This is a genomic window from Actinotignum timonense (assembly GCF_900155575.1).
GTDB classification, from domain to species: Bacteria; Actinomycetota; Actinomycetes; order Actinomycetales; family Actinomycetaceae; genus Actinotignum; species Actinotignum timonense.
The window spans coordinates 1,884,863-1,901,662 of sequence record NZ_LT706966.1 but is presented as its reverse complement, the minus strand read 5'-3'; the positions used below and the strand labels follow the sequence as shown (position 1 = coordinate 1,901,662).

The 16,800-nt window shown below is 62.3% G+C and carries 12 protein-coding genes; 6 read left to right on the top strand and 6 right to left on the bottom strand.

The features are described 5' to 3' along the window. Positions 1 to 40: 40 nt before the first annotated feature. The 5 genes from CZ322_RS08075 to CZ322_RS08055 all read right to left on the bottom strand — a co-directional run bounded on the left by CZ322_RS08075 (position 41) and on the right by CZ322_RS08055 (position 8,096). Entirely contained in the window at positions 41 to 1,729 is a 1,689-nt protein-coding gene (locus CZ322_RS08075; RefSeq protein ID WP_159455020.1) for a sensor histidine kinase, read from the bottom strand. 2 nt (positions 1,730 to 1,731) lie between these two features. Further along, the gene (gene cydC, locus CZ322_RS08070) at positions 1,732 to 3,492 is read right to left on the bottom strand and encodes a thiol reductant ABC exporter subunit CydC (RefSeq protein WP_087070880.1); all 1,761 of its coding nucleotides are present in this window, start codon (positions 3,490 to 3,492) and stop codon (positions 1,732 to 1,734) included. Next, the gene (gene cydD, locus CZ322_RS08065) at positions 3,489 to 5,279 is read right to left on the bottom strand and encodes a thiol reductant ABC exporter subunit CydD (RefSeq protein WP_087070879.1); all 1,791 of its coding nucleotides are present in this window, start codon (positions 5,277 to 5,279) and stop codon (positions 3,489 to 3,491) included. The genes cydC and cydD overlap by 4 nt, the downstream gene beginning before the upstream one ends. A 174-nt stretch (positions 5,280 to 5,453) precedes the next feature. After that, positions 5,454 to 6,581: a cytochrome d ubiquinol oxidase subunit II gene (cydB, locus tag CZ322_RS08060; protein WP_087070878.1), complete on the bottom strand. Its 1,128-nt coding sequence runs from the start codon at positions 6,579 to 6,581 to the stop codon at positions 5,454 to 5,456. Positions 6,582 to 6,590: 9 nt separating this feature from the next. Then, positions 6,591 to 8,096 (bottom strand): cytochrome ubiquinol oxidase subunit I, encoded by a 1,506-nt coding sequence (locus CZ322_RS08055; protein ID WP_026429452.1) that lies wholly within the window; start codon positions 8,094 to 8,096, stop codon positions 6,591 to 6,593. Positions 8,097 to 8,592: 496 nt separating this feature from the next. On the opposite strand from CZ322_RS08055, the gene CZ322_RS08050 reads away from it, so the two are divergent. From CZ322_RS08050 to CZ322_RS08025, 6 genes are all read left to right on the top strand, one after another. After that, positions 8,593 to 11,028: an Rne/Rng family ribonuclease gene (locus CZ322_RS08050; RefSeq protein ID WP_087070877.1), complete on the top strand. Its 2,436-nt coding sequence runs from the start codon at positions 8,593 to 8,595 to the stop codon at positions 11,026 to 11,028. 191 nt (positions 11,029 to 11,219) lie between these two features. Continuing rightward, a complete protein-coding gene (rplU, locus tag CZ322_RS08045; RefSeq protein ID WP_016442902.1) occupies positions 11,220 to 11,525 on the top strand; it encodes a 50S ribosomal protein L21 in 306 nt (101 codons plus the stop codon). 48 nt (positions 11,526 to 11,573) lie between these two features. Then, positions 11,574 to 11,828: a 50S ribosomal protein L27 gene (gene rpmA, locus CZ322_RS08040; RefSeq protein WP_026429451.1), complete on the top strand. Its 255-nt coding sequence runs from the start codon at positions 11,574 to 11,576 to the stop codon at positions 11,826 to 11,828. A gap of 201 nt (positions 11,829 to 12,029) precedes the next feature. Beyond that, positions 12,030 to 13,565, top strand: a complete 1,536-nt coding sequence (obgE, locus tag CZ322_RS08035; protein ID WP_087070876.1) for a GTPase ObgE — start codon at positions 12,030 to 12,032, stop codon at positions 13,563 to 13,565. Positions 13,566 to 13,610: 45 nt separating this feature from the next. Next, positions 13,611 to 14,726, top strand: coding sequence for a glutamate 5-kinase (gene proB, locus CZ322_RS08030; protein ID WP_087070875.1), 1,116 nt, complete (start codon positions 13,611 to 13,613; stop codon positions 14,724 to 14,726). A 582-nt stretch (positions 14,727 to 15,308) separates the two neighbouring features. After that, complete coding sequence (locus CZ322_RS08025) at positions 15,309 to 16,202, top strand: hypothetical protein (protein WP_087070874.1); 894 nt, start codon at positions 15,309 to 15,311, stop codon at positions 16,200 to 16,202. Between the two features lie 174 nt (positions 16,203 to 16,376). Here CZ322_RS08025 and trxA read toward each other — a convergent pair whose 3' ends face one another. Next, positions 16,377 to 16,760, bottom strand: coding sequence for a thioredoxin (gene trxA / locus CZ322_RS08020; RefSeq protein ID WP_087070873.1), 384 nt, complete (start codon positions 16,758 to 16,760; stop codon positions 16,377 to 16,379). Positions 16,761 to 16,800: the final 40 nt, after the last annotated feature.

Here is a 16,800-nt window from a genome sequence, read left to right as displayed (position 1 = left end):
CTTAGGTGCTTGCGCCTGTCGCCCTCACCTAAGCGGGCATTTAGCCGTCAATAAGGGCCCGCCAGCGCACCACGGTACCGCGGTCGCTTCCCGGAGCGATGGAGAAGGTGCCGTGGTGGCGCCGGGCCCGGGCGGCCAGATTAGACAGCCCCGAACGCCGGCTCAATTCACCAATGCCCACACCGTCATCGGCAACTTCCACGCTAATATCGCGGTCGGTGACGGTGACCGTCACGGTGATGGAATGGGCGTGGGCATGGCGCACCGCATTAGAGAGGCATTCGCGCACCACCGCGATAACGTCGTCGCTAATATCCGAACCGATGGCATCATCGATTTCGGTGTGGGTACCGCTATCAATATCTTCGCCGCGCACGGTAATCCGCAGGCTCGGGGTGAAACCGAGCTGCGCCGTGACGGAGCTGACCTCGCGGCGCAGGCGTGAAACCACCGGAACAGACGTATCCGGGCCGCGCAGCGAGTAAATAATCTGGCGGATCTGCGCCACGGATTCGTCAATCGACTCGATAGCGTTATCGAGGGAATCGAGCACGTTATCGGCTACCGCATCCTCGGTTGCCAAATCATCGCGCAGTGCGGACAGGCGCATCCCGGAAGCAAATAACTGCTGGATCGCGAAATCGTGCAGATCGCGCGAAATACGGGAGCGTTCTTCCAGCTGGGCCGATTGGGCTTGCACATAGCGGGCATCGGCCAGTTCCAGGGCGAGGGCGGCCTGGTTGGCCACGCTTTCCGCCATCGTCAAATCAACCATGTCGAATTCGGCGCGTCCGCGCAGCCGCGCCAGGATAATAACGCCGCGTGCGGTATCCCCGCCGGCCATGGGCGCGTAAAGAAGCGGGCCGAAACGGTCGAGGGGGTTATCGGGGGAGGGAGCCGCGGTGCTCGTATCGATAATGCGCCCGAGCCCGCTTTGGGCCACGGCCCGCGCCCGGGAATCCCGCCCGAAGGTGGTGCCCACCAAGTCCTGCCCGGCATCCCCCGCCACAAATTCGCAGGCCCAGGTATCGGCCACCGAGGGCAGAATAATGAGGGCCAGATCGGCATCCGCTACCCGCCGCATTTCGGTGGCGATGAGCTGGAGGGCCTCTTCTTCATCGCTTCCTTGCAGCAGCGCGATAGTGATGCGCCGCGAGGCGGAAAGCCACTGCGCACGGGAATTCGATTCCTCGTACAGGCGCGCATTTTCGACGGCGATGGTGGCCGCGCGCGCCAAGAGCGCAATGAGGTTAATATCGGATTCGCTAAAAGCCCCGGGCTTGTTAAAGAAGATCACTCGGGCGAGCACCCGGTTCCCGGTCATGAGGCGGGAGGTGAGGAAATTCGTGATACCCGGGCCGTAGATGCCGTCCTGGTGGCTGGCGGCGCTGAGCGGAGTGCTGCCAGCGGCGGGCTCCGGGGTGATGCCGCTTTCGTCGTGCACGGCGCTCACCGCTTCGGCGCGATCCCACATCACGGTATCCTCATCGCCCAAGCTGGTCAGGTCCCGATCCAGGCTGGTGGGGGTGAGGCTGGCAGCCGCGGGCAGCGGCTGGCCCAGGGTGACAATGCTCGTCACCTTTTCCGCCGAATTGAATATAAGAACGGCGGCGCTGGATGCCCCGGTTAGTTTCAATCCGGCGCCGGCCAGATTTTCGAGCACCTGGGTGCGATCCAGGCGCGCGGTCAAGGCCAGCGCATTGAAAATAACCGTTGTGGTATCCAGCATCCTTATTCCTGTTTCGCCGCCCATGCGTATGAGGCGAGCCTTTCGGTGAGCTCCTCGTGGGTGCCGCGCGCGCTCACGTGGGCGATACCGCCCTCATCGCGGGTTATCACAATAACCTCGTCGGCCGCATCGAGGGGCGTGAGCCGGTGCGTCACCAAGATAATAGTACGCGGGTCGGCGCTATTCTTACCGGCCCGGAGCAAATCGCGGATAAGCTCATCGGCAGTTTCCGGGTCGAGGTGCTCACCGGGCTCATCCAGGAGCAAGAACTCCGCGTCAGAGGCCAGTGCGCGGGCAAGGAGCAGGCGCCGTCGTTCTCCACCGGAAATCGTGGCGGCGTCCTCTCCGAGCAGGGTGTGTACCCCGCGCGGAAGCTGGGTGAGCCAGGTGCCCAGGCCCGCCCGTACCAGCAGCTCCACCGCTTCTCTTTCGGTAACCGAAGGGCGGGCCACCCGCAGGTTTTCCAGCACGGTTGTTTCGAAAACGTGGGCGTCTTCCGCCGTGAGGGTGAGGGTGTGGGAGACGGTGCGCCGGTCGAGGGTGGAAACTTCATGTCCGTCCAGGCGCACCGAGCCGGCGTGCGGGCGCAGCATTCCCGCCAGGGTATAGAGCAGGGTCGATTTCCCAATTCCGGAATGCCCCACGATGGCGATGGAGGAACCGCGTTCCACGTGCAGCTCGAAAGGTCCGGCCACATCCGGGCCGCCTGGCCAGCCGATAATAAGGTCGGTGGCATGCAAGCCGCGTTCCGCAACCGGGGCCGGGGCTTCCGGTTCTTCGCTGCGCTGGGCACGGTCGAGGAGCTCGAGGATCCGCTGGGCGGCTTTGGCCGAACGCACCAGCTGGATAGCGGCTTCCCCGAGGCCCTGGGTGGCTTCGAAAGCGGCGAGCGGGGTGAGCACGCAGACCGCCAGCGCGGTGGCGGAGAGGGTGCCGGCATCCAGGGCGCGGCTCCCGATAAGAATCGCACCCACCACGGCAATCCCCATGGCGAGGGTATCGAGGGCGATAGCGAGGGCTTGGGGGCGGGCAGCGGCATCGCGGTGGCGGAAGATGCGCTGTTCGGTGGCTTCCTGCACGTCCTCCATGGCGCCCACCCGCCCGGCTACCCGCAGCTCCGCGGCGGAATCCAGCATGGTCAGCGCGGTAGCGGAGATCTCGGTTTCGTCACGCACCTGCGCTTCTTCGGCGATGCGCCCGCCGCGCATGGCCAGGTAGGGCGCGAGAATCCCGGAAATCAGGAGGCAGCCGGCCAGCAGCAGGCCGATGGGTGGACACAGAATCCCCACGATCAGGCAGGAGACCAGGCAGACGATCCCGGCAACCGCGCCCGGTTGCACCGCTTTGACGACGACGTCGCCAACGGAATCGACATCCCGGCCGGTACGGGCGAGCAGGTCACCGCGCCGCACCGAAGTGACGACGTCGGTGGGGGAATCGGCCAGGGTCGCGTACACGGCAGTACGCAAATTGGACATCCCGTAGAGGGTCACCCGGTGCGAGAAAATCCGATTAACATAGCGCAGCAACGCCTTGGAGACCCCGAAGAAACGCACCGAGGTGGTGGCTACCCCGAGGGCAAGGACCGGAGGCATTTGGGAGGCGCGGGTGATAAGCCAGGCAGAAACGGCGGCTAGGGCCACCGAGCTGCTCAGCCCGGCAGCACCCGCCGCAACGGAGCCCCAGAATCCGCCCTTATCCACGCGCAGCAAGCGCAGGGCACGGATGAGAGCGCGGCGTTCATCTTGAGGGAAAGTACTCACTTGGTCACCTCGGTTGTCTGGGAGTTGGTGGATGCGGTGGCGGACGGTGCGGCGGCGGCTTGCGTTTGCGCGGCGGCTTGCGTTTGCGCGTGCGCGGCGGCCGGCCCGGGGACCGGCCTTGCGGTGGCGGGAGACGTGGTGGCCGGTTGCGCCGTCGTCGATACAACGTCAATAACCGCGTCGGCAAGATCTAGAAGCGCGGTGCGGTGCGCGATCACAATAACCGTGCGGCCCTGCGCGCGCAGATGCGCAACAGATTCGACGACGCGCTTTTCGCTACGGGCATCCAGGTGGGCGGAAGGTTCATCGAGGAGCACCAGCGGGCGCTCGGATACCAGGGCGCGGGTGAGGGCAAGGCGTTGGCGCTGACCCACGGAAAGGCCCACCCCGCCCTGCCCGATGAAGGTATTCCAGCCGTCGGGAAGTTCGGCGATGACCTCGTCGAAACCGGCGAGGGCGGCGGCGCGTTCCAGGGCCGGGCCCGGAGTTACCCCGATATTTTCCTCCACGGTTCCCGGCACGATCACCGGGCGTTGGGAAACCCAGGAAATCTGCGCCCACAGGCTTTCTTGGCGGATATCTGCGAGCGGGGTGGTGCCGATATGCACGGTTCCGCTATCGGGGGTAATGAAGCGGAGGAGCACATTCGCCGTCGTCGTTTTTCCGGAACCGGAAGCCCCGCGCAAAGCAGTGACGTGCCCGGGAAGTATCTGGGCATTCAGATGCGAGGGAGCGATGGTATCGCGGCCCGGGGCGAGCACCGAAAGATCGGAAATGGTGATGGGGGAGGTGGCTAGATCCGGGCAGTCGAGCGTGCCGTTTTCCACGGGCAGGGGTTGTTCGAGCAGGTCGAAAACCTGGGCGGAAGCGGCCACCCCGTTGGAAGAGGCGTGGAATTGGGTGCCCACTTCCCGCAGCGGTTTAAAAACTTCCGGGGTGAGCATAATAATCGTCAGGCCGGTGAAAAGGGAGACGTTTCCGGCCACCATGCGCAGGCCCACCTCCACCGCAACGAGGGCGGTGGAGAGCGTGGCGAGGAATTCCAGAACAGCACCGGAGAGGAAAGCAATATAGAGAGTCTGAAGTGTTTTCTTCGCGTAATCATCCCCGAGGTGCTTGACGCGCCGGGCCGGGCCTTCTTCACGCCCGAGCGCCTTGAGGGTGGAAAGGCCGCCCAGGAGGTCAAGGAGCTGCTGGCCCAGGCGCTGCATGGAAGCGAGGCGTTCATTGGAGAAAGCTTGGGTCATGCGCCCGATGAGGATCATGAAAATCGGGATGAGGGGGATGCAGGCCACGATGGCGATAGCGCTCACCCAATCGAGGAAAAGAATAACGACGAGCGCGAAGGGCGTGACCGTGCAGGTGAGGATGAGCTGAGGGAGGAATTTGACGAAATAGGGTTCCAGGTCGTCCAGCCCGGAGGTCACCAGGGTGACGGTGGTGGAGGTGTTTCCCGCGGCGAGCCAGCGGTCGCCCAGATCACCGGCGCGGCGTAGTACCCGGGCGCGAAGATTAGCGATGGTGCGCAGCGCGGCGCGATGGCCGTAGGATTCGCGGATATAGATAAGAAGGCTACGTGCGTTGAAGGCCGCTGCCACCCCGAACACCGGCCAGCCGATATCACGGAAAGTGAGATCGCCGTCTGCCACCGGGGCGACCGAAGCGGCAATAAAGAAGCATTGCGCGAGCACGAGCGCTGTTTCGAGAAAACCAACGCCGCCGAGTAGGGCGACGTAGCGGCGCGCCGTAGGCGCGAATTTCATGAGTCGAGCATCAACGGGCTTCATTCTTCTCCTTGCACTCTGCTTTATAGTAGCCCGCCCGGTCTTGCTTACCCGGCGGCCACGCGAATTCGCGAGGCCGCTACGGCGGTTTTATGAGCGAGTTTGTGAAGGTGGGGGTTTATGAGGGGAGGCCGCGCGCACGGTGCGTGCGCGCGGCCTCCCGATCTCACGTGCTACTTAGCGAACCTCGAACTCGCGGATCTTCTTCGGTTCCAATCCCACGGGTTCCTCGGGGATTTGGCCAGCGTCAATGCGCTTGCGGAACACGGAGTATGCCCACACCGTGTAACCGAGGACGATCGGAACGAAGATGAGTGCCGCAATGGTCATGATGGTTTGCGTCGGCGCGGTGGCCGAAGCCTGCGCGATCGTGAGGGAGTAGGCCTCGTTGATCGACGACTTCATGACGTAGGGGACCATCATCGCGAAGATGGTGGATACCGCCCCGGCAATTGCCGCGAAGTGCAGCCCGAAGGCCAGAATTTCACGGTTGGCCCAGGTGGCTACCACGGTGGCAATGAGGAGCAGCGCGCAGATAGCCAGCGGGATAATCGCCAGCACCTGCGAGCTGTACACGAAGTAGGCCCACAGTGCCCAGACCGCGGTGATCGCCGTGGAGATCACGGTGGTGCGCTTCGCCAGGTTAATGGAGCGCAGCTGGAGTTCACCGGCCGTCTTAATCGAGAGCCACAGCGCGCCGTGGCTGAAGAACAGCGAGAGGGTCACGAGCCCGCCCAGGATGGTGAAGGGAGTGAGCAGCGAGAAGAACCCGCCGGTCAGGTAGTGGTGGTTATCCGCGAGGGCTTCCCAGGTCACCGCATCGGGTGCCACGGCCACGAACTCACCGGAGGAGTAGTTGCCTACTTCGATTTTCATCCCGGCTACGAGGTTGGCGAAAGCCACCCCGAAGAGGATCGAGACGATCCACGAGACGATGCAATGCAGGGTGTCCCAGGTGTTGCGCCAGCGCTCGGTGCGGATCATCTTGCGCCATTCCAGGGCGCAGATCCGGATAATGAGGCAGACGAGCACGAGGACGAGGGCGATGTACATACCCGAGAACATGGTGGCGTACCATTCCGGGAACGCCGCGAAGGTAGCGCCACCTGCGGTGAGCAGCCACACTTCGTTGCCATCCCAGTGGGGTCCAATCGAGTTGATCATCGCGCGGCGTTCACGTTCATTACGCGCAAAGGTCTTGAGGAACATCCCCACGCCGTAGCCGAAGCCCTCCAGAGCGAGGAAACCAATCCACAGGACCGCTACGAGGATGAACCACAGTGTCATCAAAAATGTTTGTTCCATGAGGTCCTCCTAGTAAACGAAATTCGGGGTAGATTTCGCATCGTATTCGACGACCTTCTTGTGGGTATTGATACCCTCGCGCAGGTAGCGGCCCAAGAGCCACACCCACACCACGCCCAGTGCCGAGTAGAGCACAGTGAAGATCGTTAGCGAGAAGGCCACGCTGCCACCATTGACGGAGTGGGAAACGCCCAGATCCGTCATAAGGAGCACGCCGTCGATTTGAGTCGGGTACACGATCCACGGCTGGCGGCCGATTTCGGTCAGGATCCAGCCCGCGGAGTTCGCCACGAATTGCAGCGGAATCATCCACAGCCAGAACTTACCCCAGCTTTCCGAACGCATGATCCGATCCCCGCGCAGCACCCACAGCCCAAGGGCCGCGATGAGGATGTCGAGCAGTCCAACTCCGACCATCACGCGGAAGGAGTAGTAGGACGCCAGAACATTCGGGGTGACCTGCTGGTTTTCGAACGCGGTATCGAATTTCTCCACGAGTTCCGCATTGACGTTTTCCATCTGGTGGATGCGATCCCGCACCCGCTCATTAGCTTCGCTAATGGATTCCAGCCGCGATTCGGGGCCGGACCAGTGGTTGGTCATCATGAAGGATTCCAGGCCGGGAATCGGTACGTAAATGGAGGTGGCATCTTCGCAGCTATTACCCCACATCACGAGGGACAGCTTGGCGTTTTCTTCACCCTGGCACACGCCCATCATGGCCGCGGCCTTGGGCGGCTGGATCACGCCGAGGTGCTGGCCCATGTAGTGGCCGGAGAGCGCGGCGATAATCGCGGCAACCAGGGTGACCTTGAGACCGAGCTTGGCGGTGGGCTTCCAGTATTCGCGCGCCTCGACTTCATTGCCGGAGAGGCGAATAGAGCGGGCCATCCACCAGAAGGCGAAGCCGGCCACCACAACGCCGGCCAGAGTGAAGGCGGCGCCCATGGTGTGGAGGAAGGTGAGTACCCAGGTGGTATTGGCGAACAGACCGAGGAAGCCCGCCATGCCGTCCAGCTCAGCGCGCCCGGTTTCCGGGTTGAAGACCGCGCCGTGCGGATCCTGCATGAAGGAGTTCGCGGCCAAAATCCAGGCCGCGGAGATCACGGTACCCATGGAGAAAAGCCAGATGGTCAGGTTATGCACCTTGGGGGAGAGGCGGCCCTTGCCGAAGATCCACAATCCGAGGAACGTGGACTCCAGGAAGAACGCCAGGAGAGCCTCGAAAGCGAGCGGGGCGCCGAAGATGTCACCGACGAAACGCGAGTACTCCGACCAGTTCAAACCGAACTGGAATTCCTGCACGATACCGGTGGCAACGCCGAGCGCGAAGTTGATGAGCAGGATCTTGCCGAAGAAATCGGTAATCCGCTGCCACTTCGGATCGCCCGTTTTGCGGGCCTTAGTTTGCATATACGCAACGATGACAGACAGGCCAATGGTCAGGGGCACCTGAAGCCAGTGGTAGACGGTTGTAATACCGAACTGCCATCGCGCAAGGGTGATCGGATCCACCTTTTCACCTTTCCGATGTGTAACACGTGTGATCGCGCGTGGAGCGCTGCGGTGGTCCCGTAGCAGCGCGATCATTTTTTCACCCTCGATCCTACTCACCGCAGCGGCAATAAGAGGTATCGAACACGAGGGACTTTTGTCCGGCGCGGCGCTCATGTGCCATCTGGCACACAGGTTAGCGACACCTGTCAAAAAATAAGGACGAAAGTCCTGACCGGCCTCATGTGGTGGCGATTGGGCATCCCACTGAGGTGCTGCCTTTGCGGAGAATGCGGGAATCTCCCAGCGCCGGCCCGGGACTCCTCATGTAGAATCGGTACCAGTGTACCGGGCGCTACCGTATCGCCCCGGTGGTTTGAGGCAGTGAAGAACCTGGCCGGCAGATTGTGAGCGCCGGATATGCCCTCGAACGTAGATGTGCTTGCGCGGCATTGGCCGCAATGGTGACAGGCCCGCACGGGATACGGGGTGCGCGCCTGTCGGGAAGTGTAGACGAATGGCGAAAGAAGCCACCGCGTCGGAGCACGGCACCGTGAGTGCGGCTGCGGCGAGCCCGTTTTTTATTCCGGCACCAGAAGAAGAGGTGGTGGACATCCCGCGCTTCCGTATTAATACGGATATTCCACTCTTCCAGGAACCCGACGCTGCCAACGCCATCCGGGTCACCTACCTCGTTGATGACGATTCTTCCAGCGGCGCAGATTCCGATTCTGGCGATAATTCTTCCTCCCGGCGCACCCGCCGGCGCGAACGTGGCGAGCATGATTCTTCTGCCCGCACGCCTCGAAGTGCGGAGCACGACGACGCCGCCTCTGAAGAAGGCGAGCACGAAGAAACGGATGATACTTCGGTAGCGCCCACCCGCAGGCGTCGTCGTAGCCTTTCTTCCGATGATGAAGTGGCGGCGCCCCGGGGCTCCACTCGCCTGGCCGCCAAGCGGGCCCGGCGCCGCGAAAACCGCGAGGGTTCGGCGCGCCGGCGCGGTTCCCTTACAGAAGTGGAATACCTGGCGCGGCGCGAATCGGTCCAGCGTGACATGATCGTGCGCGAACGCGATGGTCTCAACCAAATCGCGGTGCTCGAAGATGATGTGCTCGTCGAGCATTACGTGGCGCGGCATACCCAGATTTCCATGGTTGGCAATGTGTACCTGGGGCGGGTGCAAAATGTGCTGCCCTCGATGGAAGCCGCTTTCGTGGATATCGGTAAGGGTCGTAACGCGGTCCTTTACGCCGGGGAAGTGGATTGGAAAGCCGCCGGGGTTACGGGTAAAAACCGGCGCATTGAGCAGGCCCTGAAATCCGGGGATACCGTGCTGGTGCAGGTCACCAAGGATCCTATTGGCCATAAGGGCGCGCGCCTGACCAGCCAGGTTACCCTGGCTGGGCGGCATCTTGTTCTTGTTCCCGGTGGGGATATGACCGGTATTTCGCGTAAGCTTCCCGATTCGGAACGCTCGCGGCTCAAGAAGCTTCTTAAAGAAATTGTGCCGGAAGATCACGGCGTTATTGTGCGTACCGCCGCCGAAGGTGCGAGCGCTGAACAGCTCCAGAATGACGTGGATCGCCTGACGAAGAGCTGGAAGGAAATTCAGCGCAAGGCCAAGGCGGCGAAAACCGCCCCGCAGGTACTCAAGAGCGAACCGGAACTGGCCGTGCGGGTGGTACGCGATATCTTCAACGAAGATTTTGATTCCCTGCGCGTGCAGGGTGAGGATGCCTGGGAAACGATTTCCACCTACGTGGAAGAGCTGTCCCCCGAACTCATGGACCGGGTGAGCCGCTGGGATGATTCCCGCGATATTTTCGAGGCCTACCGGGTGGAAGAGCAGCTCGCCAAGGCTTTTGATCGCAAGGTGTGGCTGCCCTCGGGCGGAACCCTCGTTATTGACCGCACCGAAGCCATGACGGTGGTGGACGTGAACACCGGGAAATTCACCGGATCGGGTGGCTCGCTAGAAGAAACGGTTACCCGCAATAATCTGGAAGCGGCCGAAGAAATCGTGCGGCAATTGCGGCTGCGCGATATCGGCGGGATTGTGGTTATTGACTTTATTGATATGGTTCTGGAATCCAACCGTGACCTGGTGCTGCGCCGGCTCATCGAGTGTCTCGGGCGTGATCGCACCCGCCACCAGGTAGCGGAAGTAACCTCCCTGGGCCTGGTGCAGATGACCCGCAAGCGCGTGGGGCAGGGCCTCGTGGAGGCTTTCTCTACTGTTTGTGAGGCCTGTGAAGGGCGCGGCTATATTATTCATGATCACCCGGTGGAGGAAAACGAAGAACCTCACGCACCCCGCAAGCGCAAGGCGCGGCGGGAAGCCTCGGCGCCGCAGCGCGAGGCGGCTGTGCAGATGATGAATTCCATCGCCGCTGCCGGGCATGCTGATGCGCAGCAGAAAGATAGCCAGGAGAAGGCGGACAACCAGGAGAAAACCGACAAGCCCGCCGAATCACGGAAATCCGCGAAGCGGGAGAAGTCGGAAAAGTCGGAGAAATCTGAAAAGTCGGAGAAGCCAGATAAACAGGATAAGTCCGAGAAGCAGCCGGCTACGCGGCGTCGTCGTAGCTCGCGCAGCGCGGCAGCCACCGCGGATACCTCGAGCGTTACCACCAAGGATGCGGCTGTCACGGGCGGCGCACGCACTGCATCTGGTACCGCAACTAACGGAACCGGCACCGCAAGCACGGGCACCGCGCGGAAGACCGGCATGGTTATCTCCTCCGGTGTGGTGAGCCCCACGCACGCGGCCGCTTCGACTAGCGCCCACGCAAAGACGGTGTCGCCGTCGTCCTCTATCCACACCGGATCGAGTGAAGCGGCTAACGGTACGCGCGGGGGTACCAAGCGGCGCGCCGTGGTTTCTTCCGGACCCATCTCCACCGGCAACGGGGCGGGGGTTCTGAGTTTCCCGGCGAGTTCCCAAGGGTAAACCGGGGTGGTGGAATGCGCCGCGCGCCTAAGGTACGTGGCGCATCCCATAGCGATACGGCCGGTCTCATGCGCAGTCTCACTTGTAAGAAAGCGGGTCAACGCAGTAAAGTAGATGGTCGGTGCTTAGGCACTCAGTCGTTTAAGTGCGCTGTCCAGCGCGAAAAGTAGCCGTAATCAACAGGAGCAAACGTGGTGTACGCGATCGTCAAGGCCGGGGGCCGTCAGGAAAAGGTTTCTGTCGGAACCGTCGTGGTTGTTGACAGGATGGAAGGTGAAGTCGGCGATACCGTCGAACTCGAACCCATCATGCTCGTTGACGGGGATAAGATCACCACGGCTGCCGATGGCATTTCGGCGAAGGTTACCGCGGAAATTGTGCGCGATGAAAAGGGACCGAAGATCTCCATCATCAAGTTCAAGAACAAGACGGGTTACCGGAAGCGCCAGGGGCATCGTCAGCCCCTGACCCGCCTCAAGGTCACCGGCATCCAGTAGGATCTGCCGCGTCAGCAGCTAGTTTTGAGATAGTAAGAAGGTAGACAGATGGCACATAAGAAGGGCGCCTCTTCCTCGCGCAACGGGCGCGACTCCAATGCCCAGCGCCTCGGGGTGAAGCGGTACGGCGGTCAGGTTGTATCCGCCGGTGAAATTCTGGTTCGCCAGCGCGGCACGAAGTTCCATCCGGGCAATAACGTCGGGCGCGGCAAGGATGACACCCTGTTCGCTACCGCGGCCGGGACGGTCCAGTTCGCTACCCGTCGCGACCGCAAGGTCGTTGACGTTGTGGCCCAGGCTTAAGGCGCAGCGGCCCTAGCGCCGCACGCACCTATGATGAGGGGTGGGGGATTCAACCTCCACCCCGTCATTCGTTAACGCGGGCGGAGTGCGGGCGTTCGGCTATGCGCACCGGCGCCCGGCTGTTTGCGGCGCCCCGGCTCGGGGAGCCCAGCTTTTCGCACCCGCACCGCGTTATCACTACAGGAAAAGGGGAGGGCACACGTGGCCTCGTTCGTCGATAAAGTGACCTTGCACCTGCGCGCCGGCAACGGCGGAAACGGGTGCGTTTCGGTGCGCCGGGAGAAGTACAAGCCTCTCGGAGGGCCCGACGGCGCCAACGGCGGCCACGGGGGCTCCATCATCTTTGAGGTTGATTCCCAAGAATCCACCCTCATGGACTACCACCACACCCCGCACCGCAGCGCCGAAAACGGCCAGCCCGGCGCCGGTGATAACCAACGCGGCAAGAACGGCGCGGACCTGATCCTCAAAGTCCCCGCCGGAACGGTCGTGAAAAACAGCGAAGGTGATGTGCTCGCGGATCTGGTGAATCCCGGGGATTCCTTCGAAGTGGCGCGCGGCGGCGTGGGCGGCCTGGGGAATGCTGCCCTGGCTTCCCCGCGGCGCAAGGCCCCCGGCTTCGCCCTGCTCGGGGAAGCCGGCGAGGAACTTGATGTTGTTCTCGAATTGAAATCGGTGGCCGATGTGGCGCTGGTGGGCTTCCCCTCCGCTGGGAAGTCCTCCCTTATTGCGGCCATGTCCGCGGCCCGCCCGAAAATCGCCGACTATCCTTTCACCACCCTCGTGCCTAACCTCGGCGTGGTGACCGCCGGGGAAGAACGCTACACCATTGCCGATGTGCCCGGCCTTATTCCCGGAGCGTCGGAAGGGCGCGGGCTCGGCCTAGAGTTTTTGCGCCATATCGAGCGCTGCGCGGTCATTGCTCACGTTATTGATTGCGCCACCCTGGAACCGGGGCGCGATCCGCTCACCGATCTGGATACCCTGGAACACGAACTGGCCCGGTACGCGGCGAATATTCCGCCCACCGAAGGCCAGCTTCCCCTCACTGAGCGTCCGCGGGTGGTTATTCTCAATAAAATCGATGTTCCGGACGCGCGGGAACTCGCCGAATTTGTGACCCCGGAGCTGCGCGAACGCGGCCTGGATGTTTTCGCTATTTCCACTGCCAGCCACGAAGGTCTGCGCGAGCTTTCCTTCTACCTGGCGCGGGTGGTGCGCGAAGAAAAGGCCAATCGTGAGGTTACCGAAACGGTGCGCCCGGTGCTCCATCTCACTCGTGAACGCGATGACCGTTTCACCATCGTCAAGCGGCGCGACGGCATGCAGGAGTTCTGGAATGTGCGCGGGCGCCAGCCCGAGCGCTGGGTGGGGCAAACGGACTTCGCCAATGATGAAGCGGTCGGGTACCTCGGCGAGCGCCTGCACCGCCTGGGCATCGAAGATGAACTGGCACGTCTGGGTGCGGTGCCGGGCGATATGGTGGTGATTGGTCCGCCGCAGACCGGCTTCGTTTTCGATTGGGAACCGACCGTTGCCGCCGTCGCCGAAATTTACGGGCCGCGCGGGCGGGATATCCGGGTGGAAGCCGAACGCTCGCGCCCCACCCGCCGCGAAAAGCGCGCCGATTTTTACGAACGTATGGATGCCAAAGAGGAAGCCCGGCAGGAATTGCGTTCCGAGCGGGAGGCCGGCATATGGACGGACCCGCAGGCAGGCACCCCGGAAGGGGACTAAACTATCCTGCGGTGTCCCGAAGCATCAGATAAGAAAGAGTGACTCGTGTCCGGTACCTCATCCGCCCCGCTGACCCGGCGTGACTGCCTTGAGAACTCCCGTCGAATAGTCATCAAAGTTGGTTCCTCCTCCTTGACCGGGCCGGACGGTGCCCTGCACCAGGAAACCCTCGATCTTCTTGTTAATACCATCGCGGAAATGCACGCCCGCGGGGTAGACGTGGTACTGGTGTCCTCCGGCGCGGTGGCGGCCGGCATCGGCCCGCTCAAGCTGGGCCGCCCGCGTTCCCTGCGGGAAAAGCAGGCCGCGGCCATGGTGGGCCAGTCCCGCCTCATGGCCGCCTACGAAGAACGTTTCGAAGCGCACGACATCAGCGTGGGCCAGGTGCTCCTCACCGCCTCCGACGTCACCAACCGGCGCCACTACGCCAATGCGCTCACGGCCATGCGCACGCTCTTACGTTTACGGGTGGTTCCGATTGTTAATGAGAACGACGCCGTGGCCACCGACGAATTGCGCTTCGGTGACAATGACCGGTTAGCCGCGCTCACCGCCCACCTGGTGGGGGCCGGCACCCTTATTTTGCTCACCGATGTGGACGGCCTGTACACCAAACCGCCGAGTGAACCGGGGGCCACCCGCATTACCGAGGTGACCAGCGAAGATGACCTGGCAGGACTGCGGATTACCGGGCGCGGCTCAGCGGTGGGAACTGGGGGAATGCGCACCAAAGTAGCGGCTGCCGAGTTAGCCACTTCGGGCGGGGTCGGCGTGATTCTCACCCATGTCGATAATGTGCAGCGCGCCGTGGCCGGGGAAAACGTGGGAACCTGGTTCGTGCCGAGCACCAGGCACGTATCCGCGCGCGGGCGCTGGATGGAATTCGCGGCGCGGGCCCGCGGCCGGGTTACTTTGGACGACGGCGCCGTTGCCGCCATCACCGGCAACCACGCATCCCTCCTCCCGGTGGGAGTCATCGGGGTCTCGGGCCGATTCGCTGCCGGGGACATCGTGGAATTATGCGATGGGCACGGCGAGGTTATCGCCCGGGGCCTGAGTGCCTACAGCGTCGAGGAACTCATTGAGCTGGTCGGTAGCACCCGGGCGCGCGGAAAGAAGCCGGTGGTGCACGCGAACGATATCGTGCTGCTGGGTTCGTAGCGGGGTTTTCCTGCCGGGGTGCCTTGCGCAGTGGGCGGGCGTGTTCCGCAACAAGCGTCCATTCGGCAGCGAGCGTGCTTCAATGCCGAGCCGGTGGCGCGCGCAACGCGCGGGCAATTCTGTGTTTCGCCTTACTTTACGGACCTGTAACTATGTGGAAGCTGCATAAAGTTTCACGGCGGGCGCGGCCGGGGATTATTATTTGCGCTGGTCATAGCGTTGTTCGCACACAAGCTAGCGAAATATTACACCACAATGACCGAATAGTAATCTGAATAATTGAATAGTGACTTGCGCAAAGAACCGTCGTGTTCGTCTTGCCTATTGGACAATAAAGATCTAGCGTTATCGCAAGTGCTTATATAGCACCCTCGCAATCGCTCGGAACTACCCGAGCCGACGAAGAACGGAGAATTCGATGTCGCAGTTTGTCACGCTCCAGGATGTCACCTCTAGCATGCTTGCCGACTATCGAATTACCAAGGCGCATTGGCGCCGCTGGCATCACCACTTTATGAGCGCGCGCCTTCTTGCGCCGGCCAGTGCCCCCTCTGCCCGTCTTCGTCCTGATAGTGAGTACTAATGACCATCCAATTGACCACCCTGTGCACCACCACGAATGAGGAAGTTTTAAGAGAAACATTTTTAGGAGTCGATCTCTCGGCGCTCGGCGGCGGGGAGAGTCTGTGCGGCGACGGCGCAGCTACGCGCCCAGCCCACGGGGCTTCCATCGCCCACCTGGCCTCCTGCGCTGATGCGGCCTGGAAAGGCGGACTCGATTTCGTCCAGTTCTCCGGAGAATTTGTGCTTCCCGGCTCCCGGGTCGCCTCCGCGATGGAAACGGCAAGCCGCTTAGGGCCGCGTGCCCGCGGTGATATCGCGGTGGAAGTTCCTGCTACCTCCCAGGCCCTGCGCGAAGCGGTAGCCAGAACCCAGCAAGATACTTCTGATACTCCGGCTCTGGTGAGCCTGCCCATCACCCCGGCTACCGATCTCGCGGCCCTGCGCAGCGATGTGGAAAATGCGATTGCGGCCGGGGTGCGCCTCATGCCGCACGTGCGCGCCGAAGATGTCCCGAATCTGAATCTGCGCGCGATCTGCGGTATTTCTCCGATGATGCGCCTTTCCGCTCCGGATGCGCACCGTGCCCGCGAGGCCCGTTTCGCTTTGCGTACGGCGGCGGAAGAATACGATACCGACCTGCAGGTTCTCCTCGATATGACCGTTATTATTTCGGCTACCCGCACCGCGGCCCGCGAGCGCCTCTTCCTTGTCCAAGCCCTGGGCGGCCCAGACTTCTCCCGCAGTGCTCACGTGGTTGGCACCGTATATGATGTTGCGGATACCACCGAGTCCTGGCTGGGTATGGGCGCGGCAGATGGCATTATTTACCGGCCCACCTCCATCCGCACCGATTTAGCCTCGCTGGTGCGCGGAGTGCTCCCAGTCCTCTTTGGCCGGGCAGAGATTTCCTAAGCTGTACCGATAGTAGCGGGGCCTTCCGAGAGTAGCGGAGTTTCCCGAACGCAACGAGGGGCGAACTGGAAATGACCAGTTCGCCCCTCGTGGCTTGGAGCTTCGCGTGCGTGGCGCTGCATGTCTAGGCGCCTCGCGCGCGGTAGTTGCCCGGCTAGCGGCCAGCTACCGTGCTTACTCAGCCTGCTTGGCGGATTCCTCAGCTTCGTGAGCGGCAAGACGAGCGCGAATCTCATCCATATCCAGCTCCTTGACCTGCCCGATGAGATCCTCCAGCGGGCCGGCCGGCAGTGCCCCGGCCTGCTCAAAGACCCGGATGCCATCCCGGAAAGCCATAATGGTGGGAATCGCCTGAATCTGGAAATGCGCGGCGAGCTCCGGGCTATCCTCGGTGCTCACCTTGCCGAAAGTAATATCGGGGTGCTTTTCAGAAGCCTTTTCGTAAATCGGGCTGAAAGCACGGCACGGACCGCACCAGCTCGCCCAGAAATCCAGCAGGACAATGCCTTCATGCACGGTATCGTTGAAGTTTTCCGCGGTGACAGTAACGGTTGCCATGGTTCTCCTCGAGTTAGTGGAAATCTCGCTACCTGCAACG